19 protein-coding genes and 1 pseudogene are annotated in these 26,309 nt (G+C 72.0%); 14 read left to right on the top strand and 6 right to left on the bottom strand.

The features are described 5' to 3' along the window. The first annotated feature begins 432 nt into the window (after positions 1-432). The 6 genes from infB (at position 433) to BG482_RS37925 (ending at position 9,477) form a co-directional block, all read left to right on the top strand. Entirely contained in the window at positions 433-2,274 is a 1,842-nt protein-coding gene (gene infB / locus BG482_RS37950) for a translation initiation factor IF-2 (protein WP_069773766.1), read from the top strand. 183 nt (positions 2,275-2,457) lie between these two features. Then, the gene (locus BG482_RS37945) at positions 2,458-2,751 is read left to right on the top strand and encodes a DUF503 domain-containing protein (RefSeq protein ID WP_069773765.1); all 294 of its coding nucleotides are present in this window, start codon (positions 2,458-2,460) and stop codon (positions 2,749-2,751) included. Positions 2,752-2,799: 48 nt separating this feature from the next. After that, complete coding sequence (rbfA, locus tag BG482_RS37940) at positions 2,800-3,249, top strand: 30S ribosome-binding factor RbfA (RefSeq protein WP_069773764.1); 450 nt, start codon at positions 2,800-2,802, stop codon at positions 3,247-3,249. Continuing rightward, the gene (truB, locus tag BG482_RS37935) at positions 3,249-4,154 is read left to right on the top strand and encodes a tRNA pseudouridine(55) synthase TruB (protein ID WP_069773763.1); all 906 of its coding nucleotides are present in this window, start codon (positions 3,249-3,251) and stop codon (positions 4,152-4,154) included. The genes rbfA and truB overlap by 1 nt, the downstream gene beginning before the upstream one ends. A gap of 248 nt (positions 4,155-4,402) precedes the next feature. Then, the gene (locus tag BG482_RS37930) at positions 4,403-8,326 is read left to right on the top strand and encodes a trypsin-like peptidase domain-containing protein (protein WP_069773762.1); all 3,924 of its coding nucleotides are present in this window, start codon (positions 4,403-4,405) and stop codon (positions 8,324-8,326) included. 203 nt (positions 8,327-8,529) lie between these two features. Further along, entirely contained in the window at positions 8,530-9,477 is a 948-nt protein-coding gene (locus tag BG482_RS37925) for a bifunctional riboflavin kinase/FAD synthetase (RefSeq protein ID WP_069773761.1), read from the top strand. Positions 9,478-9,552: 75 nt separating this feature from the next. Here the strand turns inward: BG482_RS37925 and BG482_RS37920 are convergent, their stop codons facing one another. From BG482_RS37920 to BG482_RS37915, 4 genes and pseudogenes are all read right to left on the bottom strand, one after another. Next, positions 9,553-12,897 carry an SCO5717 family growth-regulating ATPase gene (locus BG482_RS37920; protein ID WP_069773760.1) on the bottom strand — a complete coding sequence of 1,115 codons (3,345 nt, stop codon included), beginning with the start codon at positions 12,895-12,897 and terminating at the stop codon, positions 9,553-9,555. Positions 12,898-13,260: 363 nt separating this feature from the next. Beyond that, a pseudogene (locus BG482_RS45655) lies at positions 13,261-13,569 on the bottom strand (hypothetical protein); the annotation flags it as partial. 117 nt (positions 13,570-13,686) lie between these two features. After that, complete coding sequence (locus BG482_RS46325; protein WP_176741566.1) at positions 13,687-13,833, bottom strand: hypothetical protein; 147 nt, start codon at positions 13,831-13,833, stop codon at positions 13,687-13,689. Positions 13,834-14,537: 704 nt separating this feature from the next. Beyond that, positions 14,538-14,852: a DUF397 domain-containing protein gene (locus BG482_RS37915; RefSeq protein ID WP_370745952.1), complete on the bottom strand. Its 315-nt coding sequence runs from the start codon at positions 14,850-14,852 to the stop codon at positions 14,538-14,540. Between the two features lie 459 nt (positions 14,853-15,311). Here BG482_RS37915 and rpsO point away from each other — a divergent pair, with 459 nt between their 5' ends. From rpsO to BG482_RS37890, 5 genes are all read left to right on the top strand, one after another. Further along, positions 15,312-15,599 carry a 30S ribosomal protein S15 gene (rpsO, locus tag BG482_RS37910; RefSeq protein ID WP_003993372.1) on the top strand — a complete coding sequence of 96 codons (288 nt, stop codon included), beginning with the start codon at positions 15,312-15,314 and terminating at the stop codon, positions 15,597-15,599. 419 nt (positions 15,600-16,018) lie between these two features. Beyond that, the gene (locus BG482_RS37905; protein WP_069773759.1) at positions 16,019-18,238 is read left to right on the top strand and encodes a polyribonucleotide nucleotidyltransferase; all 2,220 of its coding nucleotides are present in this window, start codon (positions 16,019-16,021) and stop codon (positions 18,236-18,238) included. Then, positions 18,235-19,614, top strand: a complete 1,380-nt coding sequence (locus BG482_RS37900) for a pitrilysin family protein (RefSeq protein WP_069773758.1) — start codon at positions 18,235-18,237, stop codon at positions 19,612-19,614. Before BG482_RS37905 ends, BG482_RS37900 begins: the two co-directional genes overlap by 4 nt. 64 nt (positions 19,615-19,678) lie before the next feature. Continuing rightward, positions 19,679-20,431 carry a 4-hydroxy-tetrahydrodipicolinate reductase gene (gene dapB / locus BG482_RS37895; RefSeq protein WP_069773757.1) on the top strand — a complete coding sequence of 251 codons (753 nt, stop codon included), beginning with the start codon at positions 19,679-19,681 and terminating at the stop codon, positions 20,429-20,431. Positions 20,432-20,443: 12 nt separating this feature from the next. Further along, positions 20,444-20,899: a tetratricopeptide repeat protein gene (locus BG482_RS37890; RefSeq protein ID WP_069773756.1), complete on the top strand. Its 456-nt coding sequence runs from the start codon at positions 20,444-20,446 to the stop codon at positions 20,897-20,899. Positions 20,900-20,997: 98 nt separating this feature from the next. On the opposite strand, the gene BG482_RS37885 is transcribed toward BG482_RS37890, so the two are convergent. Together BG482_RS37885 and BG482_RS37880 are read right to left on the bottom strand one after the other, a co-directional pair. Beyond that, positions 20,998-21,549 (bottom strand): hypothetical protein, encoded by a 552-nt coding sequence (locus tag BG482_RS37885; RefSeq protein WP_069773755.1) that lies wholly within the window; start codon positions 21,547-21,549, stop codon positions 20,998-21,000. A gap of 101 nt (positions 21,550-21,650) precedes the next feature. Further along, positions 21,651-21,887, bottom strand: coding sequence for a hypothetical protein (locus BG482_RS37880; RefSeq protein WP_069773754.1), 237 nt, complete (start codon positions 21,885-21,887; stop codon positions 21,651-21,653). Positions 21,888-22,090: 203 nt separating this feature from the next. On the opposite strand from BG482_RS37880, the gene thyX reads away from it, so the two are divergent. The 3 genes from thyX to BG482_RS37865 all read left to right on the top strand — a co-directional run bounded on the left by thyX (position 22,091) and on the right by BG482_RS37865 (position 25,749). Next, positions 22,091-22,831, top strand: coding sequence for an FAD-dependent thymidylate synthase (gene thyX / locus BG482_RS37875; RefSeq protein ID WP_069773753.1), 741 nt, complete (start codon positions 22,091-22,093; stop codon positions 22,829-22,831). 204 nt (positions 22,832-23,035) lie between these two features. Next, positions 23,036-23,935, top strand: coding sequence for a 4-hydroxy-tetrahydrodipicolinate synthase (dapA, locus tag BG482_RS37870; protein WP_069773752.1), 900 nt, complete (start codon positions 23,036-23,038; stop codon positions 23,933-23,935). Positions 23,936-24,063: 128 nt separating this feature from the next. After that, entirely contained in the window at positions 24,064-25,749 is a 1,686-nt protein-coding gene (locus BG482_RS37865) for a ribonuclease J (RefSeq protein ID WP_069773751.1), read from the top strand. The last annotated feature ends 560 nt before the right edge of the window (positions 25,750-26,309 follow it).

The raw sequence follows: 26,309 nt of genomic DNA, 5'->3' as shown, positions 1-26,309 counted from the left end.
AGCCGTGCGGGTCCCACGACCGGGAGGAGCGGAGGTCGAACGGGACGTGCGACGGCTGCAAATGGGAAGCGGGGAACGGTCGGGCCGGGTCAAGGTGGCGCTCATCGCCCTGCTTGGGCGTATGGCGCTGCATGACCGCAATGATCGTCCGTGGCGCGTGAGGGGCCAGGGGTGGCCGGCGCCGCCGGGCGTCCCGGCGGTCCCGGTGGCGGCGGCGCCCGCCCGGGTGGCGGCGGCGGCTTCGCCGGTCGTCCCGGCGGTCCCGGTGGTGGCGGCGGCTTCGGCGGCGGCGGAGGTGGCCGTCCCGGATTCGGCGGTCGTCCCGGCGGTCCCGGTGGCCGTGGCGGCACGCAGGGCGCCTTCGGTCGTCCCGGCGGTCCCGCGCGTCGCGGTCGCAAGTCGAAGCGGCAGAGGCGCCAGGAGTACGAGGCCATGCAGGCCCCGTCGGTCGGCGGCGTGATGCTGCCGCGCGGCAACGGACAGTCCGTCCGCCTGTCGCGTGGTGCGTCCCTGACCGACTTCGCCGAGAAGATCGGCGCCAACCCGGCGTCGCTCGTCGGCGTGATGATGAACCTCGGCGAGATGGTCACCGCCACGCAGTCCGTCTCCGACGAGACGCTGAAGCTCCTCGCGGACGAGATGAACTTCGTCCTCGAGATCGTCAGCCCCGAGGAGGAGGACCGCGAGCTGCTCGAGTCCTTCGACATCGAGTTCGGCGAGGACGAGGGCGACGAGGAAGACCTCGTGGTCCGTCCGCCGGTCGTGACCGTCATGGGTCACGTCGACCACGGTAAGACCCGACTGCTCGACACCATCCGCAAGACGAACGTCATCGCGGGCGAGGCCGGCGGCATCACGCAGCACATCGGTGCGTACCAGGTCGCCACCGAGGTCAACGGTGAAGAGCGCAGGATCACCTTCATCGACACCCCGGGTCACGAGGCGTTCACCGCCATGCGTGCCCGTGGCGCCAAGTCGACCGACATCGCGATCCTCGTGGTGGCGGCCAACGACGGTGTGATGCCCCAGACGATCGAGGCGCTGAACCACGCCAAGGCGGCCGACGTGCCGATCGTGGTCGCGGTCAACAAGATCGACGTCGAGGGCGCGGACCCGACCAAGGTGCGCGGTCAGCTCACCGAGTTCGGTCTGGTGGCCGAGGAGTACGGCGGCGACACGATGTTCGTCGACATCTCCGCCAAGCAGGGCCTCAACATCGAGAGCCTGCTGGAGGCCGTGGTCCTGACCGCGGACGCCTCGCTCGACCTGCGGGCCAACCCGGAGCAGGACGCGCAGGGCATCGCGATCGAGTCCCACCTCGACCGCGGCCGTGGTGCCGTCTCGACGGTCCTGGTCCAGCGCGGCACGCTGCGCATCGGCGACACGATGGTGGTCGGCGACGCGTACGGCCGAGTCCGGGCGATGCTCGACGACAACGGCAACAACGTCGAGGAAGCGGGTCCGTCGACCCCCGTCCTGGTCCTGGGTCTCACCAACGTCCCGGGCGCCGGCGACAACTTCCTCGTCGTCGACGAGGACCGCACGGCACGTCAGATCGCCGAGAAGCGCGCGGCGCGTGAGCGCAACGCCAACTTCGCCCGGCGTGGAGTCCGGTTCTCCCTGGAGAACCTGGACGAGGCGCTCAAGGCCGGTCTGGTGCAGGAACTCAACCTCATCATCAAGGGCGACGCGTCCGGTTCGGTGGAGGCTCTCGAGTCCTCGCTGCTCCAGCTCGACGTCGGCGAAGAGGTCGACATCCGCGTCCTGCACCGCGGTGTGGGTGCGGTCACCGAGTCGGACATCGACCTGGCGACCGGCTCCGACGCCATCGTCATCGGCTTCAACGTCCGTGCGGCCGGTCGTGCCGCGCAGATGGCGGAGCGCGAGGGCGTCGACGTCCGGTACTACTCGGTGATCTACCAGGCCATCGAGGAGATCGAGGCGGCCCTGAAGGGCATGCTGAAGCCGGAGTACGAGGAGGTCGAGCTCGGCACGGCGGAGATCCGCGAGGTCTTCAAGTCGTCCAAGCTGGGCAACATCGCCGGTGTCCTGGTCCGCTCGGGCGAGGTCAAGCGCAACACCAAGGCGCGCCTCATCCGCGACGGCAAGGTCATCGCGGAGAGCCTCACCATCTCCGGGCTGCGTCGCTTCAAGGACGACGTCACCGAGATCCGCGAAGGGTTCGAGGGCGGTATCAACCTCGGCAACTTCAACGACATCAAGATCGACGACGTCATCGCGACGTACGAGATGCGGGAGAAGCCGCGGGTGTAAGCACCCATGGTCCGTACCGGCCGGCGGGGGATCGTTCCCCGCCGGCCGGTACGGCGTCCGGCGGACGCACGAGCGGGCGAAAACCCCGTCGAGCAGCCGCCGGGAACGCTGTACCGTTCTCGATGTCCCTGTCCCATGGCGGCAGGGCCATCGATCCCGTACCGGCGGGTGAACCGGATACACATGTACGTGGGGACTCTGTCCTTCGACCTCCTCCTCGGCGACGTACATTCGCTGAAGGAGAAGCGCTCCGTCGTCCGTCCCATCGTCGCCGAGCTCCAGCGCAAGTTCGCGGTGAGCGTGGCCGAGGTGGGCGACCAGGACCTTCACCGCAGGGCCAGGATCGGCCTCGCCGTGGTCTCGGGTGACGCGGAGCACCTGACCGATGTACTGGACCGGTGCGAACGGCTGGTCGCCGGGCGCCCCGAGGTGGAGCTGCTGTCGGTCGGACGCCGCTTCCACGGCGAAGACGACTGACCGACCGACCACGAAACGCAAGAAGAAGAAAGAACGGGAGACGGACCAGTGGCCGACAACGCGCGCGCCAAGAGGCTGGCGGACCTCATCCAGCAGGTGGTGGCCCAGAAGCTGCAGCGCGGGATCAAGGACCCGCGGCTCGGCTCCCACGTCACCATCACGGACACCCGGGTCACGGGTGACCTCAGGGAGGCGACCGTCTTCTACACCGTGTACGGGGACGACGAGGAGCGGGCGGCCGCGGCCGCCGGCCTGGAGAGCGCCAAGGGCGTCCTGCGCTCCGAGGTGGGCCGTGCGGCGGGCGTGAAGTTCACGCCGACGCTGGCCTTCGTCGCCGACGCCCTGCCCGACAACGCCCGCACCATCGACGACCTCCTCGACAAGGCGCGCGCCGCCGACGAGAAGGTCCGCGAGGTGTCCGCGGGCGCCGGCTACGCGGGCGAAGCCGACCCGTACAAGAAGCCCGGCGACGAGGACGAGACGGACGACTCCGCCTGATGAACCGCAAGCCGACCCCGCCCGACGGCCTTGTCATCGTCGACAAGCCGTCGGGCTTCACTTCGCACGACGTCGTGGCCAAGATGCGGGGGATCGCGGGGACCCGCCGCGTCGGCCACGCCGGCACGCTGGACCCGATGGCGACGGGCGTCCTCGTCCTCGGCATCGAGAAGGCGACCAAGCTCCTCGGGCACCTCGCGCTCACCGAGAAGGAGTACCTGGGCACGATCCGGCTCGGCCAGACGACCCTGACCGACGACGCCGAGGGCGAGATCACGGGCTCCACGGACGCCTCGAAGGTCACCCGGGAGGCGATCGACGCCGGCATCGCCGAGCTGAGCGGCCACATCATGCAGGTGCCGTCCAAGGTCAGCGCCATCAAGATCAACGGGGTGCGCTCCTACAAACGGGCCCGCGACGGCGAGGACTTCGAGATCCCGGCCCGCCCGGTCACCGTCTCGTCCTTCTCGGTGTACGACGTCCGCGACGCCGTCGCCGAGGACGGCACCCCGGTCCTGGACCTGGTCGTCTCCGTCGTCTGCTCCTCCGGCACCTACATCCGGGCCCTCGCCCGCGACCTGGGCGCCGGACTCGGCGTCGGCGGCCACCTCACCGCCCTGCGCCGCACCCGCGTCGGCCCCTACAAGCTGGACTCGGCGAAGACGCTCGACCAGCTCCAGCAGGAGCTGAGCGTGATGCCGATCGCCGACGCGGCCGCCGCCGCGTTCCCCCGCTGGAACGTGGACGCCAAGCGGGCCCGGCTGCTCCTCAACGGCGTGCGGCTGGAGATGCCGGACGAGTACGCCGACGCGGGCGCCGTGGCCGTCTTCGACCCCGAGGGCCGCTTCCTGGCCCTGGTGGAGGAGCAGAAGGGCAAGGCCAAGAGCCTGGCCGTGCTCGGCTGAGGCACTCCCCGGCCCGGCCCGTGGAGCGGCGAACACGGGGTGGTGCTGCGCCGCCGCTCCACGGTCCCCCTCGGTTCCCCCACCCCTAGGGTGTGTCCGACGGCCCCCCTTCATTCACCCGTCCGGGCGGGCGCTCGAAGTGAACCGAGGGAGTGCAGGGGGGCGCTTTCGCCCGGCGATCTGTCCCGCTGATCATCTCGCCCCTACCGTCGGACGCAGGACACGCGGGCGCGGCGGGAGGTACGACGATGGCGGGACGGGGCCCGCGGGCACCGTGGCACGACTGCGGGCGCAGCGCGCCGCAGGACCGTCCGGCGGACGCCGACCGCGCCGCCCCGGACGCCGACCCCTGTCTCGTGCGCATCCGCGACCTCGCCGGCCGGCCGCGCGGCACCGGCTTCGTCGCCGATCACCACGGCACGGTCGTCACCAGCCACGAGGCGGTCGACGGCCTGCCCCGGTTCGTGCTGTACGCCGCCGGCGACCGCAGCTGCGTGGTGACGGCCGACGCGGTCACCCCGCTGCCCGAACTCGACCTGGCGCTCGTGCGCACCGAGGGGCTCGGCGCGGAGCCGCTGCCGGTGACCGTGCGGGAGGGCGTGGAGACCGGCAGATACGTCCGGCTGGCCGCCGGCTGCTGGCGCGAGGCGCGGGTGCTGGCCGAGACGAGCGCGACGTACACGGCCACCGACCGTTCCCACCTCCTCGACGGCGTCCTGGAGCTGGCGATCGGCACCGCGGGCCGGGACGCGCTGCGGCCGGGCGGGGGAGCGGCCGGCGGGCCGGTCCTCGACGCCGGGACCGGCGCGGTCGTCGCCGTCCTCGGCACCGCGCTCCACAGCGGTCACCGGGACACCGGCTTCGCCGTGCCGCTGCGCCCCCTCACCCGCACGGTCGGCGAGCGGCGGGGCGACGACGGAGCCGGGGCGCCCACCGCTTCCCCGACGGGGACCACGGTGTCGGGCGACGGCCGGGCGACGGGACAGTTCTCCGTGCCACCGGGCGAGACCCTCACGCCGCCCGAGGAGCCTGCCCGGGCCGACGGCGTCGGGACGCCGGGGACGCCCGTGCGACCCGCGACCACCGGGAGTGCCGGGCCGACGGAAGCCTTCAGCGATGCGGAGACGGCGGAGGCGCCGGGGACACCGGGGACGCAGACCGAGGGACCCCTCGCCGAGCTGCTCGCCCGCAACGCGGCCACCGTCCCCGCGTACGGCGCCGACCTCAACCTGGCGGCCGTCCTGGAGCTCACGGCCACGTCCGTCGGCTCGGACGGCCCGCCGGGCGCGCTGAACCACTCCCTCGGCCGCACCGGGACCGGATCCCGCACCGCAGCCTCGGAACCCGTCGAACGAGCGCTCCCCGTCAGGGAGTTCGCCCGGTTCACGTCGAGCCCGGCGGCCGTCCTCGGCCTGGTCGGCGCGCCGGGCAGCGGCCGTACGACGGAACTCGCGGCCCTCGCCGCCCGCCGCACCCGGGGCGCCCGGCCCTCTCCCACCCTCTGGCTGCGCGGCGCCGACCTGCAGGACGAGGACGAGTCGCTCGCCGACGCGGCCCGCCGCGCCCTGACCAGGGCCGCCCGCATCGTGGCGGCATCGCGTCCTGGGCGAGCGGCGACCCCCTTCCCGGCCGCCGGCGCCGTCGGCCCCGACCTCGGTGACGTCACCCCCGAGCGGCTCGCCCGGCTCGCCCGCAGCGTCGGACGCCCGCTGCTGCTCCTCCTGGACGGACCCGAGGAGATGCCCCCGGTCCTCGCGCACCGGCTCGCCGAGTGGACCGAGGGCACGGCACGGTGGCTGCGGGAGACGGGAGCGCGGCTCGTGGTGGCGTGCCGGAGCGAGTACTGGGAGCACGCCGGAGCGCAGTTCCCGCCGGACATGCTGTACGGAGCCGCGGCCGCCGGGGATCCGCTCCCGCCCTGCGTCCGCCTGGGCGACTTCACCCCGGAGGAGGCGCGCGAGGCCCGCGCCCGCTACTGCCTTCCCGAGACCGCGCTCGCCTCCCCCGACGACCGGCACCCGCTCACGCTGCGCCTGCTCTGCGAGGTCCGCGCCGCGCTCCCCGGCCCGCCCGACCGGGCCCCGGTCGACCGTGACCAAGTCCTCGCCGCCCACCTCGACCTGATGTGCCTGCGTATCGCGGTCCGTCTCGCGGCCGGGAACGGACTGCGCGGGGCCGCCGTACGACGCCTCGCGGCGAAGGTCTCCGGCCAGGTGCACGAAGCCGCCCGGCGCAGTCTCGGGCCGGGCCAGGGCGGACTGGACCGGGAGTCGTTCGAGGCGGTCTTCCCGTGGGGGCCGGCGCCGGCCCGCCTCGGGGGCGGAGTCGGCTGGGCGTCCGCCGTCCTCGCCGAGGGCCTCCTCGTGCCGGCCGGCAGCGGTTACCGCTTCGCCCACGAGGAACTCGCCGACTGGATCCAGGGCGCCCACCTCGACCTGGACGAGGCCCTGCGCGCCCTCGTCCACCGACCGGGCACCCCCGAGGACGGCCGTCCGCTGCCCGTCCCGCACCATCGCATCGGCCCGGTCGTCCAGGCCCTGCTGCTCCTCGCCCGCCAGCAGGGCCCGCACCGACTCGCCGCCCAGCTGCGCGAGTTGACGCACGCCCTGGAAGCCGACCCGGACTCGTGGTGGGCCGCCCGGCTGCTCACCGAGACCCTGCTGCGCGTCCCGGACGCGACGCCCTACACGGCCGTGCTGCGCCTGATCGCGGACCGGATCGGCGCCGGCGCCGCGGACGCCGGCCGCTTCACGGACCTCGGACCCGCCTTCTGGACGCGGCTCGCCCTGCCGCCCGACGCCCGGCTCGACCTGCTGCGCCGCCTGGTCGTCGCCGACGGCGCCCCGCACGAGGCGGACGCCCCCCGCTACCTCGACGCCGTCGCAGGGATCCTCGCCGCCGACCCCCGCGCCGTACAGCCGTACCTCACGCACTGGTTCGACGACGAGCGGCCGCTGCCCGCGACCCCGCACGCGACGGTGGCGACGGCGGCGCAGGCACTGCTGCACACCCACCGCCACCGCGCGCCCGACGACCTCATCGAGGCCCTCGTCGACTGCGGTCACCCGCGCGCCGACGAACTGCTCGCGGTCCTGGCGGAGGAGGAACCGTCCGCGCTGTGCCGGGCCGTCGACCGGTGGGCGCACGACCGACGGCCCGCCCGGCGGGCGGCGGCGGTGACGCACGGGCTGCGCGCCGCGCCGCACGTGCGGACGGATCCCGACCGGCTGCTGCTGCGCCACGCGGCCCACGACGTGCTCGCCCGCCCGGCCGACCGCACCCTGCACGGCGGCGCGCTCGCCCTCCTCGTCCGTGACCCCGAGACCCGCCCCCGCCACCTCGCGCAGGCCCTGGAGCGCTTCGCGGCGGGCGACCGGCAGCTGCCCCCGGACGCCCTGCTCACCGCCCTGAGCACCCACCCCGAACCGGTCCTGGACGCCTTCCGGACCCGGCTGCACGCCCCCGACCGGACGCCACCGGGCCGGACGGACGGGGGTCGGGCGGACGGAGACCGGATGGGCGGAGGCCTCATGGACGGGGGCCGGATGGACGGGGACCGGCCGGACACGGGGCGGGCGGACACGGGCGGGGTCCTGCACGCCCTCGTGGAAGCCGCCACCCCTGCCCTCGCCCACCGGATCGCCGCGCTCCTTCGGGAGGCGGTGGAACGGCGGCCGCAGAGCGCCGGGCGTCTGGCCGCGTCCGTCGGCCGTCGCCTCGACGACGGGCCCACCGCGCGCGCCGCCCTCCTCCCGCTGGTCAGGGGCCTGTTGGACGGCGACTGCCCCGAGCAGGCGCGGGCCGTCCTGGCCGGCGTGCTGGCCGCTCCCGGCGCTCCACGGTCCGCCCCCCTGCGACGCGAGCTCCTGGACCACCTCCTCGCGCACGAACGCGCCCCGGCCGTCCTGGCCGCCGTCCTCTACGCAGCCGCCGGGCACAGCGGCGCGGACCTGCGCGCCCTCGTCCACCGCACGGGCCTCCTCCTCGTCCGCACACCGGACGGCGCGACCCGCTTCGACCACGGGCTGGTCGACCTCGGGCGTCATGTGCCGGGGTTCGCCGCCCAGGTGGTGGACTGGCTCGCCCGTGCGCCGGGGGAGTGGGCCGCGGTGGTCGGACCCAGTGCCCGCCGGACCCTCGAGAACCTGGCGGGAGCCCGCGTGCCCGCATGACGCGCACCGGTGCCAGGACTCACCGGTCCCCGGCGGTCTTCGGCCGGTCCCCTGCGGGCCTCTTGCCCGTCTCCTGCGGGCCGGCTCAGTGGGCCGGGTCACAGCCTCCATGCCGATGCAGGCCCGAAGCGCCCGGCATGGCACCCTTAGACCTGCGTAAGAGACAACAGTGGATACGGACACGGGTTCGAGGAGCGGTCACAGTGCAGCGCTGGCGTGGCTTGGAGGACATCCCCGAGGACTGGGGACGCAGCGTCGTCACCATCGGGTCCTACGACGGGGTCCACCGCGGGCACCAGCTGATCATCCGGCATGCCGTGGACCGCGCCCGTGAGCTGGACGTTCCCGTGGTCGTCGTCACCTTCGACCCGCACCCCAGCGAGGTCGTCCGCCCCGGCAGCCACCCGCCGCTGCTCGCCCCGCACCACCGCCGCGCCGAACTGATGGCGGAACTGGGGGTCGACGCGGTCCTGATCCTGCCCTTCACGACGGAGTTCTCCAAGCTCTCGCCCGCCGACTTCGTGGTGAAGGTCCTCGTCGACAGGCTGCACGCCAAGGCGGTCGTCGAGGGTCCCAACTTCCGCTTCGGCCACAAGGCCGCGGGGAACGTGGACTTCCTCACCGAGCAGGGCAAGATCTACGACTTCGACGTCGAGATCGTCGACCTGGTGCTGTGCGGTGAGGCGGGCGGCGGTCAGCCGTTCTCCTCGACGCTGACCCGGCGACTGGTCGCCGAGGGCGATCTCGCGGGCGCCGGTGAGATCCTCGGCCGCCCGCACCGGGTCGAGGGCGTCGTGGTGCGCGGGGCCCAGCGGGGCCGCGAACTCGGCTTCCCCACCGCGAACGTCGAGACGCTCCCGCACACCGCGATCCCGGCGGACGGCGTCTACGCGGGCTGGCTGCACGCGGCCGGCGAGGCGATGCCGGCCGCGATCTCCGTCGGCACGAACCCGCAGTTCGACGGCACGGAGCGCACGGTGGAGGCGTACGCCATCGACCGCGTCGGCCTCGACCTGTACGGCCTGCACGTCGCCGTCGACTTCCTGGCCTTCGTACGCGGCCAGGCCAGGTTCGACTCGCTGGAAGGCCTGTTGGAGCAGATGGCGCTGGACGTGAAGCGCTGCCGGGAACTGGTGGCGGCGCAGCGGTAGTCGCACCGCGGGTCCGACAGTGAACGGCCGAAGGGCGGCCGGTGTCCCAGGACACCGGCCGCCCTTCGGCGTTCTTCACTGCTGCGGAGGCTGCTGTCCGGGCTGCGGCGCCTGGGGGTGCTGAGGCTGCTGCGGGTGCTGCGGATAGCCGTAGCCGGGCGGGGGGTACCCCGGGTGCGGTTGCTGAGGCTGCGGCTGCTGTTGCGGGTACGGCTGGCCCTGCGGGGGATACGACTGTCCCGGCCCGGGCTGGGGAGCCTGCGGGTACGGCTGGCCGGCCTGCGGCGGATACGGCTGTCCCGGCCCCTGCTGCCCGGGCATCGGCTGGCCCGGCATCTGCTGACCCGGCATCGGCGGGGCGGCCACCGGAGGCGGGTTGCCGTCGCTGGTCCACAGCCCCTGGCGCTGCTGATGACGGATGAAGTCCTCCGCGACCAGAGCCGTGAGATTGAAGTACGCCTCGCGCACCTTGGGCCGCATCATGTCGAGGTCCACCTCGGCGCCTGCCGCCAGGTGCTCGTCGAACGGCACGACGACGACGCCGCGGCAACGGGTCTCGAAGTGCGCCACGATGTCGTCCACCTTGATCGTCTTGCCGGTCTCGCGCACCCCGGAGATGACGGTGAGGGACCGCGAGACCAGCTCGGCGTACCCGTGCGCGGACAGCCAGTCGAGCGTGGTGCTGGCGCTGCTCGCGCCGTCCACGGACGGCGTGGAGATGATGATGAGCTGGTCGGCGAGGTCGAGCACCCCGCGCATGGCGCTGTAGAGCAGACCGGTGCCGGAGTCGGTGAGGATGATCGGGTACTGGTTGCCGAGCACGTCGATCGCGCGCCGGTAGTCCTCGTCGTTGAAGGTCGTCGAGACGGCCGGGTCGACGTCGTTGGCGATGATCTCCAGACCCGACGGCGCCTGGGAGGTGAACCGCCGGATGTCCATGTACGAGTTGAGGTACGGGATCGCCTGGACGAGGTCCCGGATCGTCGCCCCGGTCTCGCGGCGCACCCGTCGGCCGAGCGTGCCGGCGTCCGGGTTGGCGTCGATGGCGAGGATCTTGTCCTGCCGTTCCGTGGCCAGCGTCGACCCGAGGGCGGTGGTGGTCGTCGTCTTGCCCACACCGCCCTTGAGGCTGATGACCGCGATCCGGTAGCACGACAGCACCGGCGTGCGGATCAGCTCCAGCTTGCGCTGCCGCTCGGCCTCCTCCTTCTTCCCGCCGAGCTTGAAGCGGGAGGACGCGGCGGTCGGCCGGCCGCTCTTCGCCTTCTGCTTCCTGTTGTTGAGCAGCCGGTCCGACGACAGCTCCACGGCGGCCGTGTAACCCAGCGGCGCGGCACCGGGATTGACCGGCTGCCGGTGGTCGTGCTGGATCGGCTGCGGCCAAGCGGCCCCGGACCGGGGGTCGATGGGCTGCTCGGGAATCTGCGGGGCCGCCTGGTGGATCTGCGACGACGCGTCAGGGCCCGGGCCGGGAGCGGGTGCGGGCGCCTGAGGTGCGTACGGCGCCGGCTGCGGGGCCTGTCCGGGGAAACCCTGCGGGTGGTTCTGCGGAGCCGCGCCGTGTGCGGCCCCCTGCGGGAAGCCCTGAGGAGCGGCTGCCGGGAAGGATCCGTCCGGCTGCTGCGGAATCCCGGGCTGGACACCGGGCTGCGGGAAACCGGGGTGCGGCTGCGGAGCCGCCTGGGCCTGGGCCTGGGGCTGCGGCGCGGGCGGCTGGGGGAAGCCGTAGCCGGGCGGGGTGTGCGGCGCGTCCGGGCCGGCGTTCTGCTGGGGGAAGCCGTAACCGCCGGGTGCGGACGGAGGCGTGGGCGCCGGAGCCTCGCCGGGCTGGGGGAAGCCGTAGCCCGGCTGAGGCGCGGGGGACTGCTGGGCTGCCGGGGCGGGAGGCGGGGCCTGCGGGAAGCCATAGCCGGGCTGCGGTGTGCCCGGAGCGGGCTGCGGGCCCGGCGGGTTCCAGCCGGCCGTGGCCGACGGAGCCGCGTGCGGCTCGACCGGGGGCTGCGGTGCGGGCGTGGGGGCGGGAGCCGCGGCGTCGGCCGGCTGCGGCTGGGCGGGCCACTGCGCTGCCGGAGCCGGAGCGGCGGGCTGGTACGACGGCGGCAGCGGAGGCAGGCCGCCCTGCGGGACGGGAGGGGGCGTCCAGACGGGCGGACCGGTGGGCGGAGGGTCCTGGGGCGCGCTGTCCTGCGGCTCCCGGAACTCGTGGGGTTCGTGGGGCTGCTGATGGTGCGGGGGCTCCGGGGCGTGCGGGGCCTCCGGGGTGTGCGGGGGAGTGGCGTCCGACGGCGCCTCGGCGGCGGCGTGCCCGGGGACCGCGTCCCCGACCACGGGAGACTCCTCGGACGCCGGGCCGGCCGCAGCCTCGGCTGCCGGGGCAGCCGGGTCCTCGGGGCGAGCGGACCCGGCCTCGGCGACGTCGCTCCCGGCGCCGTCGCCGGCACCGTCAGCGGCGCTCCGGGGCTCGTCGGCTCCGGTCGGCTCCGGCTCCGCGAGGGCGGGCTCCGCCTCGTCGCGGGCAGGACCGTCGGCGGACTGCGAACCGTCCGCCGGGCTCTGCCCCTCGTCCGGGAAACCTTCGGCCGTGGCGTGGGTGCCGTCACCCTCGCGCACCTCGGCGGCGGCTTGCTGCGGCGGGCTCACGGACTCCGCCGCGGCGGCGTTCTCAGCGATCTCCCGCTTGAGGGCGATCGCCGAGAAACGCATCGTGGCGCCGCTCTCGAGATCGCCGTTCCCGGAGTCGCCGTCCTCCTCGGCCGGCTGCGCGACCTGGGCGGCCGGAGGCGTCACGGGCCCGGGTCCGGGCGCGGGCGTCGGGGCGGCGGCCGGGGCCACCGGCCGCTGGAGCTCGAACCCGCTGTCCGCCGGAACCCCGGGCACGGCGTCCGGCTGCGGGGCGGACGACACCGGGGCCGCGGGCGGGGCGAACGGCGCCTCGGGCGTCTGACCGGGCGGCGTCAGCGGCACGCCCGGAACCGGAACAGGGGGCGCCGGGACAGGGGGCTCCGGAGCAACGGCAGCCGGGGCAGCGGGCGTCGAAGCGGCGGGCGCCGGAAGGACAGGCGCGGGCGGCACGGGCGGAGCGCCAGGCGTCTCCGGCGCGAAGGGGGCCTGCGGAGCTGCCGGAGTGAACGGCACGCCGGGCGCACCGGGCACCGCCGGCGGTCCGACAGGCGCCGGAGACCCGGATACAGGTCCGGCCGGGGGTTCGGCCGGCCCACCGGGAACCGCCGCGCCCGGGTTCGTGTCCGGAGGCGCCGTCGCACCGCCCGCCGAACCCCCGCCCGCGTTCTGCGTGTACCAAGCCGGCGGCGCGTAGTCGATGGTGAACTCGCCCGTCGCCTCGACGGAGGACTCCGCGTCGGGCTGGTCATCGCCGGGTGTGGCCCAGCCCCCGCGGTTCCCGTCCCGATCGCTGCTCACAATTCCTCCTGATGTGGTCGAGCACCCTCATGCCGTGGCGGGGCGACCGTGTTTTCTCGTCGTCCGAAGTGATGCGAGGCGGTCTGAGGTCGTCCGATGCGCCGGCCCTCCCCCAGAGGCGTGGACACCCGTCCCACGGTTTTCGGTACCGCGCCCCCGCACCAGCCTAATCATCGGGCCCCCGGCGCAGGCAGGCCCGCCCGCCCCTCGGCACCAGTCCATCACGTCGGTGACTCCGCTACCACGTCGGTGACTCCACGAGGAAGGGGCTCCTGTTCTTCACGCCACTCATCAAAACGGCCGAAAGGCCGTAAGTGCCGCACGAGGGGCGGGAGAGGGAACCCGAAGCGCCGTTGACGCGGGCGTGGGAAGCGCCTCCGCGTCCCGCCTGGGCGGTGTCAACGCGCGGGCCGGCTCCGCCGCTTCGCCCGGCGGGATCCGCTGCACGCCGACCAGCCGGGCCTGTCGGATCAGCCGCGGGGCGACGGGACGGAGACACGGCAACGGCGTCAGCGCGGTCCGCCAGGGCCCGGAGGTGACGCGTCCGCGCGGCGCGTTGTGCCCGCCGCCCATCGCGTGCACGATCCGCACCCAGGCCTGCGGACGTCCCGTCGGCAGGGCGAGCGCGTCTCCACCTCCTCGTTGCTCAGCACGTGCGCCCGTTGCGCGGGCCGGGGAGACCGAAGCCGCTGGGCAGCAGCACGTGCGCCCCACGGCCGGACGGAACCGGCGCCTCGTCCGAGCCGTTCCGCGCGCCGGGACCCGGGGTCGCCCGTGACGTCGGGACCGTCATCGCGCACCTCCGAGAGGCAGGATGGCGAGCGTCCCGGGCGCCGGTTCGCGGTCGAGCCGGGCGAGCCCGGCGCCCGCGTGCCGGGCGGCGGCTTCCAACGCGCTCCACGCCGCCGTCAGTTCGTCGGCGCCGTGCCCGGTCACCCGCAGATGACCGCTGAGCGAGACCTCGTCGCGCTCCTCGCGCGAGCGTCGGGCTGAAAGCGGTGGCGAGCGCCGATACAACGGCGACCGGCGCGAGGAATCGCGGCCGTGACGGCACCCTGCGCCCACCGAGTCCGCCGACGGCGGATCCCGTACCTGGTGTGCCTGCGGTTGTCGCAGCGCCGGCTCCGGACGGACTCCTCGGTACGCCGCTCCCGGCCCGCCGGTGCGCCCGGCCCTCCGCCGTCACCAGTGGTTCGGCGCACGCGGAGGTGGGGGAGCGCGGAGACGAACCCCCACCTCGTTCGGTGCGGTCGCCCTGAACCCGGGCCGGTCAGCCCGCTCGACAGGTGATCGGCCGTCCGCACCACGCAATTGCGCGCCCCGAGGCCGCCGGCGCGGCGGAATACCACCTGGTGTGCCGCGACGCCCCGGGTCCTCGACGACGCTCACACCCCCGCGGACGAGCGCGTCGTCGACGGCGAGGCGCCCGCTCCGCGCCCGTTCGCGAAGTCGCTGCCACCCGCCGTCCACGACGGGTGGCGCTGTGCCGGGCGGCGGTCGGGGCCCTGACAGCCGCCCGCTCCCTCACCGGCCGGGCCCCGGTTCTCGAGGAGACGACGGGGAAGCCGACCCCGGCTGGCCCGCCCCTCCCCGTCGCCCGACCCCGATCGCTCCGCCCTCAGCCCCCGATCGCTCCGCCCTCAGCCTCCGTCGCCCGGCGTCGGCTCCAGGTCGAACTCGCCGTCGCGGGCGCCCAGCACGAAGGCCCGCCATTCCGCCTCGGTGTAGCGCAGCACCGTCTCCGGGTCGAGGGACGACCGCATCGCCACCGCGCCCTCGGGCAGATACGCGATCTCGACGCGTTCCTCGTGCTGTTCCGTGCCCGGCGCGCACTGCCACTCGACGCCGGAGATGTCGAGCGCGTAGAGCTCGTCCCGCTCCCGGTCCTTGCGCGCCCGCACGGCCCTGCTCTCGGCGTTCTCGGCCTGCTCGGCATCGGCCATGTCATCGGCCATGATCGGCTCCGACCCTTTCCCTCTGTTCCCGCTGTGCCAACGAGCTGTGGAGTAACCCTACTTGCCCCAGTTCTCCCAGCTCAGAGGTTCCTCCTTTACGTTCCGGCCCGGCATCGCGGCCCGTACACTGCCCCCACCCGCCGGACGGCGTGAGGCACCGCGTACCGCCCCGCCGGACCGCCGCCCCTCACCCGGGCGCCCCGCGCAGCCCCGCACCGCCGGACGCGGTGCGCCGGACGCGGTCCGCCCGCCCGCCGCCCATCCCGGACAAGCCCGGCGCACCGGCCTGATACCCTGGCTCTCGGCCGTTTGTGTACGCACCCCCGGAAGCACCCTCAGGCAACGCCCGAAGGTTCTGGAGGTCGCGCTCAGCGGATCCCCGCCTCCCGAGTATCGGAAGCTCCCCCGAGACACAGACCGGGGGCACTCGGTGGCCTGAAAAGACTACGAGGAGTACGCGTGCCGCTCGACGCCGCTACGAAGAAGCAGATCATCACCGAGTTCGGCCAGAAGGAGGGCGACACCGGCTCCCCCGAGGTCCAGGTCGCCATGCTGTCGCGCCGGATCTCGGACCTGACCGAGCACCTCAAGACGCACAAGCACGACCACCACTCCCGTCGTGGTCTGCTGATCCTGGTCGGTCAGCGTCGCCGCCTGCTGCAGTACCTCGCCAAGAAGGACATCCAGCGCTTCCGTGCGCTGGTCGACCGCCTGGGCATCCGCCGCGGCGCGGCGGGCGCCAAGTAGGACGCCGTGAGGGGAGCGGTTCCCGGCAGCATCGGGACCGCTCCCTTTTGCTGTACACAGCGTGCGTCTGCTGTGCACGGCTCGCGCTCCCCGGAGCGACACGCACCGCGGCAGGGCCCGTCGTACGCCCTGCAGGTCGCGGAAACGTGCGGAGTGTCACCCACGCTTTGTAGTGTGGTAGCACAACGCACGACGTACGACACAGCGTGATGACGTGCACTCGCTGCGGGTGAACGTCATCACGCACACCGAACGAGGAGAAGCGCACCGCACCGCCGCCGGTCCTCGGTAGTGGCCCCCGGGACAGAGAACCCCGGGTGCTTCGATCGAAGACCGGCCCGCACCGAACGGAGCGCTTCTCCGCAACCGTCCCCCTGCCACACGGGCAGCTGAGGGACGAAGACGAGGAGAATTCGCTAGTGGAGAACGAGACCCACTACGCCGAGGCCGTCATCGACAACGGCTCCTTCGGCACCCGCACCATCCGCTTCGAGACGGGCCGCCTGGCCAAGCAGGCCGCCGGCTCCGCCGTGGCGTACCTGGACGACGACACCATGGTGCTGTCGGCCACCACCGCCTCCAAGAACCCCAAGGACCAGCTCGACTTCTTCCCCCTCACGGTGGACGTCGAGGAGCGGATGTACGCCGCCGGCAAGATCCCCGGCAGCTTCTTCCGCCGTGAGGGCCGTCCCTCCGAGGACGCCATCCTCACCTGCCGGCTGATCGACCGCCCGCTGCGCCCGTCCTTCAAGAAGGGCCTGCGCAACGAGATCCAGGTCGTCGCCACGATCATGGCGCTCAACCCCGACCACCTGTACGACGTCGTGGCGATCAACGCCGCCTCCGCGTCCACGCAGCTGGCCGGCCTGCCCTTCTCCGGTCCGATCGGCGGCGTCCGCGTCGCGCTGATCAACGGCCAGTGGGTCGCGTTCCCGACGCACACCGAGCTCGAGGACGCCGTCTTCGACATGGTCGTCGCCGGTCGCGTCCTGGAGGACGGCGACGTCGCGATCATGATGGTCGAGGCCGAGGCCACCGAGAAGACCATCCAGCTCGTCGCGGGCGGCGCCGAGGCGCCGACCGAGGAGGTCGTCGCCTCCGGTCTGGACGCCGCGAAGCCCTTCATCAAGGTGCTCTGCAAGGCCCAGGCCGACCTCGCCGCGAAGGCCGCCAAGCCGACCGGCGAGTTCCCGGTCTTCCTCGACTACCAGGACGACATCCTGGAGGCGCTGTCCGCCGCCGTCCGCCCGGAGCTCGCCTCCGCGCTGACCATCGCGGGCAAGCAGGACCGCGAGGCCGAGCTGGACCGCGTCAAGGCGCTCGCCGCCGAGAAGCTCCTGCCGGAGTTCGAGGGCCGCGAGAAGGAGATCTCCGCCGCGTACCGCTCGCTCACCAAGCAGCTGGTCCGCGAGCGCGTGATCAAGGAGAAGAAGCGCATCGACGGCCGTGGCGTCACGGACATCCGTACGCTCGCCGCCGAGGTCGAGGCCATCCCGCGCGTGCACGGCTCGGCGCTGTTCGAGCGTGGCGAGACCCAGATCCTGGGCGTCACCACCCTCAACATGCTCCGCATGGAGCAGCAGCTGGACACCCTTTCCCCGGTGACCCGCAAGCGCTACATGCACAACTACAACTTCCCGCCGTACTCCGTCGGCGAGACCGGCCGCGTCGGCTCCCCGAAGCGCCGCGAGATCGGCCACGGCGCCCTCGCCGAGCGCGCCATCGTGCCGGTCCTGCCGACGCGCGAGGAGTTCCCCTACGCGATCCGTCAGGTGTCCGAGGCCCTCGGCTCCAACGGCTCGACGTCGATGGGCTCGGTCTGCGCCTCCACCATGTCGCTGCTGAACGCCGGTGTGCCGCTCAAGGCCCCCGTCGCCGGTATCGCCATGGGCCTGATCTCCCAGGAGATCAACGGCGAGACGCACTACGTCGCCCTCACCGACATCCTCGGTGCGGAGGACGCCTTCGGCGACATGGACTTCAAGGTCGCCGGCACCAAGGAGTTCGTCACCGCCCTCCAGCTCGACACCAAGCTGGACGGCATCCCGGCCTCCGTCCTGGCCGCGGCCCTCAAGCAGGCCCGCGACGCCCGCCTCCACATCCTCGACGTGATGATGGAAGCGATCGACACGCCGGACGAGATGTCCCCCAACGCCCCGCGGATCATCACCGTCAAGATCCCCGTGGACAAGATCGGTGAGGTCATCGGCCCGAAGGGCAAGATGATCAACCAGATCCAGGAGGACACCGGCGCCGAGATCACGATCGAGGACGACGGCACCATCTACATCGGTGCGCAGGTCGGCTCGCAGGCCGAGGCCGCCCGCGCCACGATCAACGGCATCGCCAACCCGACCATGCCGGAGGTCGGCGAGCGCTACCTGGGTACGGTCGTCAAGACCACCACCTTCGGTGCGTTCGTGTCGCTGCTCCCGGGCAAGGACGGTCTGCTGCACATCTCGCAGATCCGTAAGCTCGCCGGCGGCAAGCGCGTGGAGAACGTCGAGGACGTGCTCGGTGTGGGCTCCAAGGTCCAGGTCGAGATCGCCGAGATCGACTCGCGCGGCAAGCTCTCCCTGATCCCCGTGATCGAGGGCGAGGAAGCTGCTGAGGACACGAAGGACGACTCCGACAAGTGACGTCGAGTAGCTCCCAGGCGACGGCCCGCACCTCTTCGGAGGCGCGGGCCGTCGCCCGTACCCAAACCCTGATCAAGGGCACGGCCGGCATCGGCGTCGTCCGCAAGACCACCCTTCCGGGCGGCCTGCGCATCGTCACCGAGACCCTCCCCTCGGTCCGCTCCGCCACCTTCGGCATCTGGGCGCACGTCGGCTCCCGCGACGAGACGCCCTCCCTGAACGGCGCCACGCACTACCTGGAGCACCTCCTCTTCAAGGGGACGAACCGCAGGTCCGCGCTGGACATCTCCTCCGCCCTAGACGCGGTCGGCGGCGAGATGAACGCGTTCACGGCGAAGGAGTACACGTGCTACTACGCGCGCGTGCTCGACACCGATCTGCCGCTCGCCATCGACGTCGTCTGCGACATGCTGACGGGCTCCCTGATCCGCGAGGAGGACGTCGACGTCGAGCGCGGCGCGATCCTCGAAGAGATCGCCATGACCGACGACGACCCCGGCGACTGCGTGCACGACCTGTTCGCGCAGACCATGTTCGGGGACACCGCCCTCGGCCGCCCGGTCCTCGGCACCGTCGACACGGTCAACGCCCTCACCGCCGACCGCATCCGCCGCTTCTACAAGAAGCACTACGACCCCACCCATCTGGTGGTGGCGGCCGCGGGCAACATCGACCACAACAAGGTCGTACGCCAGGTCCGCGCGGCCTTCGAGAAGGCGGGCGCCTTCAGGAGCGCCGACGCCGCACCCATCGCCCCGCGCGACGGCCGACGGGCGATCCGCACCTCGGGCCGCGTCGAGCTGATCGGCCGCAAGACGGAACAGGCGCACGTCGTCCTGGGCATGCCCGGGCTGGCCCGCACGGACGACCGCCGCTGGGCGCTCGGCGTGCTGAACACGGCCCTGGGCGGCGGCATGTCCTCCCGGCTCTTCCAGGAGGTCCGCGAGAAGCGCGGTCTGGCCTACAGCGTGTACTCGTACACCTCGGGCTTCGCCGACTGCGGTCTCTTCGGCGTGTACGCGGGCTGCAGGCCCTCGCAGGTGCACGACGTGCTGAAGATCTGCCGCGACGAACTCGACCAGGTCGCCGAACACGGCCTGTCCGACGACGAGATCGACCGCGCCATCGGCCAGGTGAAGGGCTCCACGGTCCTCGGCCTGGAGGACACCGGCGCGCTCATGAACCGCATCGGCAAGAGCGAGCTGTGCTGGGGCGAGCAGATGTCGGTCGACGACATGCTCGCCCGGATAGCTGCCGTGACCCCGGACGACGTCCGTTCGGTGGCCCGCGACATCCTGGGACGACGACCGTCGCTGTCGGTCATCGGCCCGCTCAAGGACAAGCAGGCCGCCCGGCTCCACGACGCGGTCGCCTGACGCCGTCCGGTCTCCGGAAGGCACCCACACCTTCGGCAAGCATCTTCGGTAAGGAAGCACAGAGATGAGCAAGCTGCGCGTGGCCGTCCTCGGCGCCAACGGCCGGATCGGCTCCGAGGCGGTACGGGCGGTCGAGGCCGCCGAGGACATGGAACTGGTGGCCGCCCTCGGCCGCGGCGACAAGCTGGAGACGCTGACGGAGACCGGCGCCCAGGTCGCCGTCGAGCTGACCACCCCGGCCTCGGTCATGGACAACCTCGAGTTCTGCGTCGGGCACGGCGTCCACGCCGTGGTCGGCACCACCGGCTGGACCGACGAACGCCTGGCACAGCTGAACGGCTGGCTGACCGCGTCCCCGGAGACGGGCGTGCTCATCGCCCCCAACTTCTCCATCGGGGCCGTCCTCACCATGAAGTTCGCGCAGATCGCCGCGCCCTACTTCGAGTCCGTCGAGGTCGTCGAGCTGCACCACCCGAAGAAGGTGGACGCCCCGTCCGGCACCGCCACGCGCACCGCCCAGCTCATCGCCGAGGCCCGCCGCAACGCGGGCACCGCTCCGGCGCCGGACGCCACCGAGACGGGCCTGGACGGGGCGCGCGGCGCGAACGTGGACGGGATCCCCGTGCACGCCGTCCGGCTGCGCGGCCTGCTGGCCCACCAGGAGGTCCTGCTGGGCGGCGAGGGCGAGACCCTCACCGTCCGCCACGACTCCCTCCACCACAGCAGCTTCATGCCGGGCATCCTGCTGGGCGCCCGCAGGGTGGTGTCGACGCCGGGCCTCACCTTCGGCCTGGAACACTTCCTCGACCTGAACTGAGCCCCCGACGTCATGCGCGCGAAGATCTCCTACGTCATCACGGCCGCCGTCCTGGTCTTCTACTTCGTCCTGGTCGGCAGCCGCGGCGTCATGCTCATCCAGTCCGGCACGCTCCTGACCGTCACCTTCGGCGTGGCGGTGCTGATCCTGCCGGTCATCGGCGTCTGGTTCCTGTGGAAGAACACCCAGTTCGTCCGCCGGGCCAACGCCCTCGCCGCCGAACTCGACGCCGAGGGCGGCCTGCCCGTCGACGAACTGAGGCGCACCCCCGGCGGCCGCGTCGACCGCGACTCGGCCGACGAGGTCTTCGCCAGGCGCAAGGCCGAGGCCGAGGACGCACCCGGGGACTGGCGCACCTGGTTCCGTCTCGCCGTCGCCTACCACGACGCCCGCGACACCCCCCGGGCCCGCAAGGCGATGCAGCGGGCGATAGCCCTCCACGACGGCAAGCCGGTCCGGACCGCCTGATCCACCCGTCCGGAAAGCCGGCCGAACCGCGTGTACAGGGAGGGGGCCGGTCCGCAGTGTCGCGGACCGGCCCCCTCCCTGTCCACGCGTGCGCGGACTCAGCCGCGCCGGTTCTCCGACGCCCACGCCTCGACGGCGTCGGCCGCCCGGTCGAACGCCTCGGGACGCGCCAGGAAGTCCGCCCCGTGCGTGGTCAGCAGCGGAGCCGCCTCGGCGGGCCGCTCCCGCCGGACGACGGTCAGCGCTTCGCCCTGGACCGTCCGCGGCAGTCCGAGCCAGCGCACCGGCTGCTGGACGGTCCGCACCGCCAGGACCCGCTCCCACGGCAGCGTGCGTGTGCGGAGGAAACTCACATGGCGCAGTCCGCGGTCGCTCACCCACACGCCCACCCGCAGCAGTCGCAGGGCGGCGCCGATCACGGCCAACGAGCAGCCGAAGACGGTGCCCGCCTCGGACACCGATCCGGTGAGCGCGATGATGACGGCCGCGAACAGCACGTACGAGGCGAGCAACAGCGCGAGCGCGGCCGCACCGACCCGCCAGGGCCCGGGCCGGTAGGGGCGCCGCCAGCGGTCGCGATCATCGAAGGGCAATGCGACGTCGTCCGCCGCCTCGAATGCGCGGTCGGCCGTCAGGAAGGGCAGGGGCACGGCTGGTCCTCACTCGTCCATGCGTGGGCTGTGCCCGGTGAGGCTATCCGGCTGTGTCCCGGCTCACCACCTTCGGGGGCCGGATGGCGTCGGCGTGGTGCTCAGCGCCCCTGGGACGCCTGGGACTGCGGTCCCTGCGCGGGCTGGTTCTGACTCAGCGCCGGCATCCCGATGACCAGCGAGCCCACCAGCGCGGCCACGATCGTGAGCCCCAGCAGCCAACGCCCGGCTATCTGGCTCACCGAGGACCGTTCGGGGGGCGGGGGAGTGACATTGCTACGGAACCTGTCGGCCTCGGCGAGGAAGGCGAAGGGTACGGGCTCGCGCCGGCGGAACATGGTGGGTACGTCCTCCTGAGAGAAGTCGCGTGGACGTTGCCGAGATGACCTCGTCACTGGTTCAGACGAGCGAGTGCCCGAAAACGTGCCCAATATCAGCAGACGTCCCGCGCGAATCTCGCGGCACGCCGACGGAAGCCCGGCCCGGCGGCCCCCGTAGAGTTGTCGCCGCTCCGAAGACGCGATGGAAGGACCCCCGCACCGTGACCGACAGCCCCGCCGACGACCTCAAGCCCGGCTTCCGCAGCGACGTCACCGTCGAACTGGTCAAGCACACCGCGTCCGACGCGGACGTGCTCTTCGCCGCCCGCGTCTCGACCGTCGGCGAACAGTCCCTGGACGAACTGGGCAAGGACCCCGAACGCTCCAAGGGGCTGATCAACTACCTGATGCGGGACCGGCACGGCAGCCCCTTCGAGCACAACTCGATGACCTTCTTCATCAGCGCCCCGATCTTCGTGTTCCGCGAGTTCATGCGGCACCGCGTGGGCTGGTCGTACAACGAGGAGTCGGGCCGCTACCGGGAGCTCCAGCCCGTCTTCTACGTCCCCGGCGAGTCCCGCAAACTCGTCCAGCAGGGCCGTCCCGGCAAGTACGTCTTCGTCGAGGGCACGCCGGAGCAGCAGAAGCTCGTCAACCACACCATGGAGCAGTCGTACCTCCAGGCCTACGAGGCCTACCAGGAGATGCTCGCCGCCGGCGTGGCACGCGAGGTCGCCCGTGCGGTCCTGCCCGTGGGGCTCTTCTCCTCGATGTACGCCACCTGCAACGCGCGCTCGCTGATGCACTTCCTCGGTCTGCGCACCCAGCACGAGCTGGCGAAGGTCCCCTCGTTCCCGCAGCGGGAGATCGAGATGGTGGGCGAGAAGATGGAGGCCGAGTGGGCCAAGCTCATGCCCCTCACCTACGCCGCCTTCAACGCCAACGGCCGCGTAGCCCCGTAAGGAACCCGGTCACGGAGACGTATGTGCGGATCATCCGTGCGAAGTGTCCGTATTGCGGCATTTAGCGAAGTTCATCTAGCCTGATCAAACGGACCCGGCACTGCTTGAACCCCCGAGCAGGCAGTGCCGGGCTCCTCTTTTGTCATGACTTTCCGCACCCCCCGTGGGCAGACCCCACCGTGAGCAACGAGTAGCGTGTTACCCATGGCTCCGACCTCCACTCCGCAGACCCCCTTCGGGCGGGTCCTCACCGCCATGGTCACGCCCTTCACGGCGGACGGCGCACTCGACCTCGACGGCGCACAGCGGCTCGCCACCCACCTGGTGGACGCAGGCAACGACGGCCTGATCGTCAACGGCACCACCGGTGAGTCCCCCACCACCAGTGACGCGGAGAAATCGGACCTGGTACGAGCCGTCCTGGAGGCCGTCGGAGACCGCGCCCACGTCGTCGCGGGAGTCGGCACCAACGACACCCGCCACAGCGTCGAGCTGGCGCGGACGGCGGAGAAGACGGGCGCACACGGTCTGTTGGTCGTCACCCCGTACTACAACAAGCCCCCGCAGGAGGGCCTGTACCGGCATTTCACCACCGTCGCGGACGCCACCGGACTGCCGGCCATGCTCTACGACATCCCCGGCCGCAGCGGCGTCCCGATCAGCACCGAGACGCTGGTCCGCCTGGCCGAGCACCCGCGGATCGTCGCCAACAAGGACGCCAAGGGCGACCTGGGCCGCGCGAGCTGGGCCATCGCGCGCTCCGGCCTCGCCTGGTACTCCGGCGACGACATGCTGAACCTGCCGCTGCTCTCCGTGGGCGCGGTCGGCTTCGTCTCGGTGGTCGGCCACGTGGTCACCCCGGACCTGCGCGCCCTCGTCGAGGCGTTCACCGCCGGCGACGTGCAGAAGGCCACCGAGATCCACCAGAAGCTGCTGCCCGTCTACACCGGCATGTTCCGCACCCAGGGCGTCATGACGACCAAGGCGGCGCTCGCGCTCCAGGGTCTGCCCGCCGGACCCCTGCGCTCGCCCATGGTCGAGTGCTCGCCCGAAGAGATCGAGCAGCTCAAGATCGATCTTGCCGCGGGCGGGGTACAGCTCTGACAACAGACTTCACAACTGAATAGGCAGGCCACCGGTGCCTGCGATCCACAACGACAACTGCTTCTGCACGAACGTCATGCGCGCCACGTGCCCACCGGTACGTGGCGCGCGTGTTTGAGGAGAGTCTTTTGAGTCATCCGCATCCGCAACTCGCCCCGCCCCCGCCACTGCCGGAGGGCGGCCTGCGGGTCACCCCGCTCGGCGGTCTCGGTGAGATCGGCCGGAACATGACGGTCTTCGAGTACGGCGGCCGCCTGTTGATCGTCGACTGCGGAGTGCTCTTCCCCGAGGAGGAGCAGCCCGGAATCGACCTGATCCTGCCGGACTTCACGTCCATCAGGAACCGCCTCGACGACATCGAGGGCATCGTCCTCACCCATGGTCACGAGGACCACATCGGCGCCGTCCCCTATCTCCTCCGGGAGAAGCCGGACATCCCGCTGATCGGCTCCAAGCTGACCCTGGCGCTGATCGAGGCCAAGCTCCAGGAGCACCGGATCCGCCCCTACACCCTCGAGGTGGCGGAGGGGCACCGGGAGCGCATCGGCCCGTTCGACTGCGAGTTCATCGCCGTCAACCACTCCATCCCGGACGCGCTGGCGGTCGCCATCCGCACGCCGGCCGGCATGGTGGTCCACACGGGCGACTTCAAGATGGACCAGCTTCCGCTGGACGGCCGTCTCACCGACCTGCACGCGTTCGCACGTCTGAGTGAAGAGGGCATCGACCTCCTCCTCTCCGACTCGACGAACGCCGAGGTACCGGGCTTCGTGCCGCCCGAGCGGGACATCTCCAACGTCCTGCGCACGGTCTTCGGCAACGCCCGCAAGCGGATCATCGTGGCCAGCTTCGCCAGCCACGTCCACCGCATCCAGCAGATCCTCGACACCGCGCACGAGTACGGCCGCAGGGTCGCCTTCGTGGGCCGCTCGATGGTCCGCAACATGGGCATCGCCCGCGACCTCGGCTATCTGAAGGTCCCGCCGGGCCTGGTCGTGGACGTCAAGACGCTCGACGACCTCCCCGACCACGAGGTGGTCCTGGTCTGCACGGGGTCCCAGGGCGAACCGATGGCGGCGCTGTCCCGCATGGCCAACCGCGACCACCAGATCCGCATCGTCCCCGGCGACACGGTGATCCTGGCCTCCTCGCTCATCCCCGGCAACGAGAACGCGGTCTACCGCGTGATCAACGGCCTGACCCGCTGGGGGGCGAACGTCGTCCACAAGGGCAACGCCAAGGTGCACGTCTCGGGCCACGCGTCCGCGGGCGAGCTCCTGTACTTCTACAACATCTGCCGCCCCAAGAACCTCATGCCGGTCCACGGCGAGTGGCGTCACCTGCGGGCCAACGCCGAGCTGGGAGCCCTGACCGGCGTCCCGCACGACCGCATCGTCATCGCGGAGGACGGCGTGGTCGTCGACCTCGTCGAGGGCAAGGCCAAGATCTCGGGCAAGGTCCAGGCGGGCTACGTCTACGTCGACGGCCTCTCGGTCGGCGACGTGGGTGAGCCGGCTCTCAAGGACCGGAAGATCCTCGGGGACGAGGGCATCATCTCGGTCTTCGTCGTCGTGGACTCGTCCACCGGCAAGATCACGGGCGGCCCCCACATCCAGGCCCGTGGCTCGGGCATCGAGGACTCGGCCTTCTCGGCCGTCGCCCCGAAAATCGCCGAGGTCCTGGAACGCTCGGCCCAGGACGGCGTCGTGGAGCCCCATCAGCTGCAGCAGCTCATCCGCCGCACACTCGGCAAGTGGGTCTCCGACACGTATCGCCGCAGGCCGATGATCCTCCCCGTCGTGGTCGAGGTCTGACCCACGCACGGCCCGCCGTACGCGTGAACCCGGAGCGGGGCTCCCCGATTTGCATCGGGCAGCCCCGCTCCAGTACGTTTACGGCTCCGCCCGAGCGGGAACGCCACGACGCCTTCAGCGTCGGGACGATCCCAGGAGGGGCCGGGAAAACCGACTCAGAACTTCTGATAAAGTCGGAACCGCCGGAAAGGGAAACCGCGAAACAAAAGCGGGAACCTGGAAAGCACCGAGGAAATCGGATCGAGAAAAAGATCTGATAGAGTCGGAAACGCAAGACCGAAGGGAAGCGCCCGGAGGAAAGCCCGAGAAGYTCGGGTGAGTACAAAGGAAGCGTCCGTTCCTTGAGAACTCAACAGCGTGCCAAAAATCAACGCCAGATATGTTGATACCCCGTCCCCGGCCGTGAAAGCCGAGGATGAGGTTCCTTTGAAGTAAACACAGCGAGGACGCTGTGAACGGCCGGGCTTATTCCGCCTGGCTGTTCCGCTCTCGTGTGTGCGATCCCGATTACGGGAAAACATTCACGGAGAGTTTGATCCTGGCTCAGGACGAACGCTGGC

Source organism: Streptomyces sp. LUP30 (assembly GCF_001746365.1).
Classification (GTDB): domain Bacteria; phylum Actinomycetota; class Actinomycetes; order Streptomycetales; family Streptomycetaceae; genus Streptomyces.
This window is presented reverse-complemented; position numbering and strand designations above follow the sequence as displayed.

Bases quoted from the DNA above. Each gene is read 5' to 3' on its own strand.
- infB (WP_069773766.1), top strand. From the start codon at position 433: ATGCAGGCCCCGTCGGTCGGCGGCGTGATGCTGCCGCGCGGCAACGGA.
- BG482_RS37945 (WP_069773765.1), top strand. From the start codon at position 2,458: ATGTACGTGGGGACTCTGTCCTTCGACCTCCTCCTCGGCGACGTACAT.
- truB (WP_069773763.1), top strand. From the start codon at position 3,249: ATGAACCGCAAGCCGACCCCGCCCGACGGCCTTGTCATCGTCGACAAG.
- BG482_RS37930 (WP_069773762.1), top strand. From the start codon at position 4,403: ATGGCGGGACGGGGCCCGCGGGCACCGTGGCACGACTGCGGGCGCAGC.
- BG482_RS37915 (WP_370745952.1), bottom strand. From the start codon at position 14,852: ATGGCCGATGACATGGCCGATGCCGAGCAGGCCGAGAACGCCGAGAGC.
- dapB (WP_069773757.1), top strand. From the start codon at position 19,679: ATGAGCAAGCTGCGCGTGGCCGTCCTCGGCGCCAACGGCCGGATCGGC.
- BG482_RS37890 (WP_069773756.1), top strand. From the start codon at position 20,444: ATGCGCGCGAAGATCTCCTACGTCATCACGGCCGCCGTCCTGGTCTTC.
- BG482_RS37880 (WP_069773754.1), bottom strand. From the start codon at position 21,887: ATGTTCCGCCGGCGCGAGCCCGTACCCTTCGCCTTCCTCGCCGAGGCC.
- dapA (WP_069773752.1), top strand. From the start codon at position 23,036: ATGGCTCCGACCTCCACTCCGCAGACCCCCTTCGGGCGGGTCCTCACC.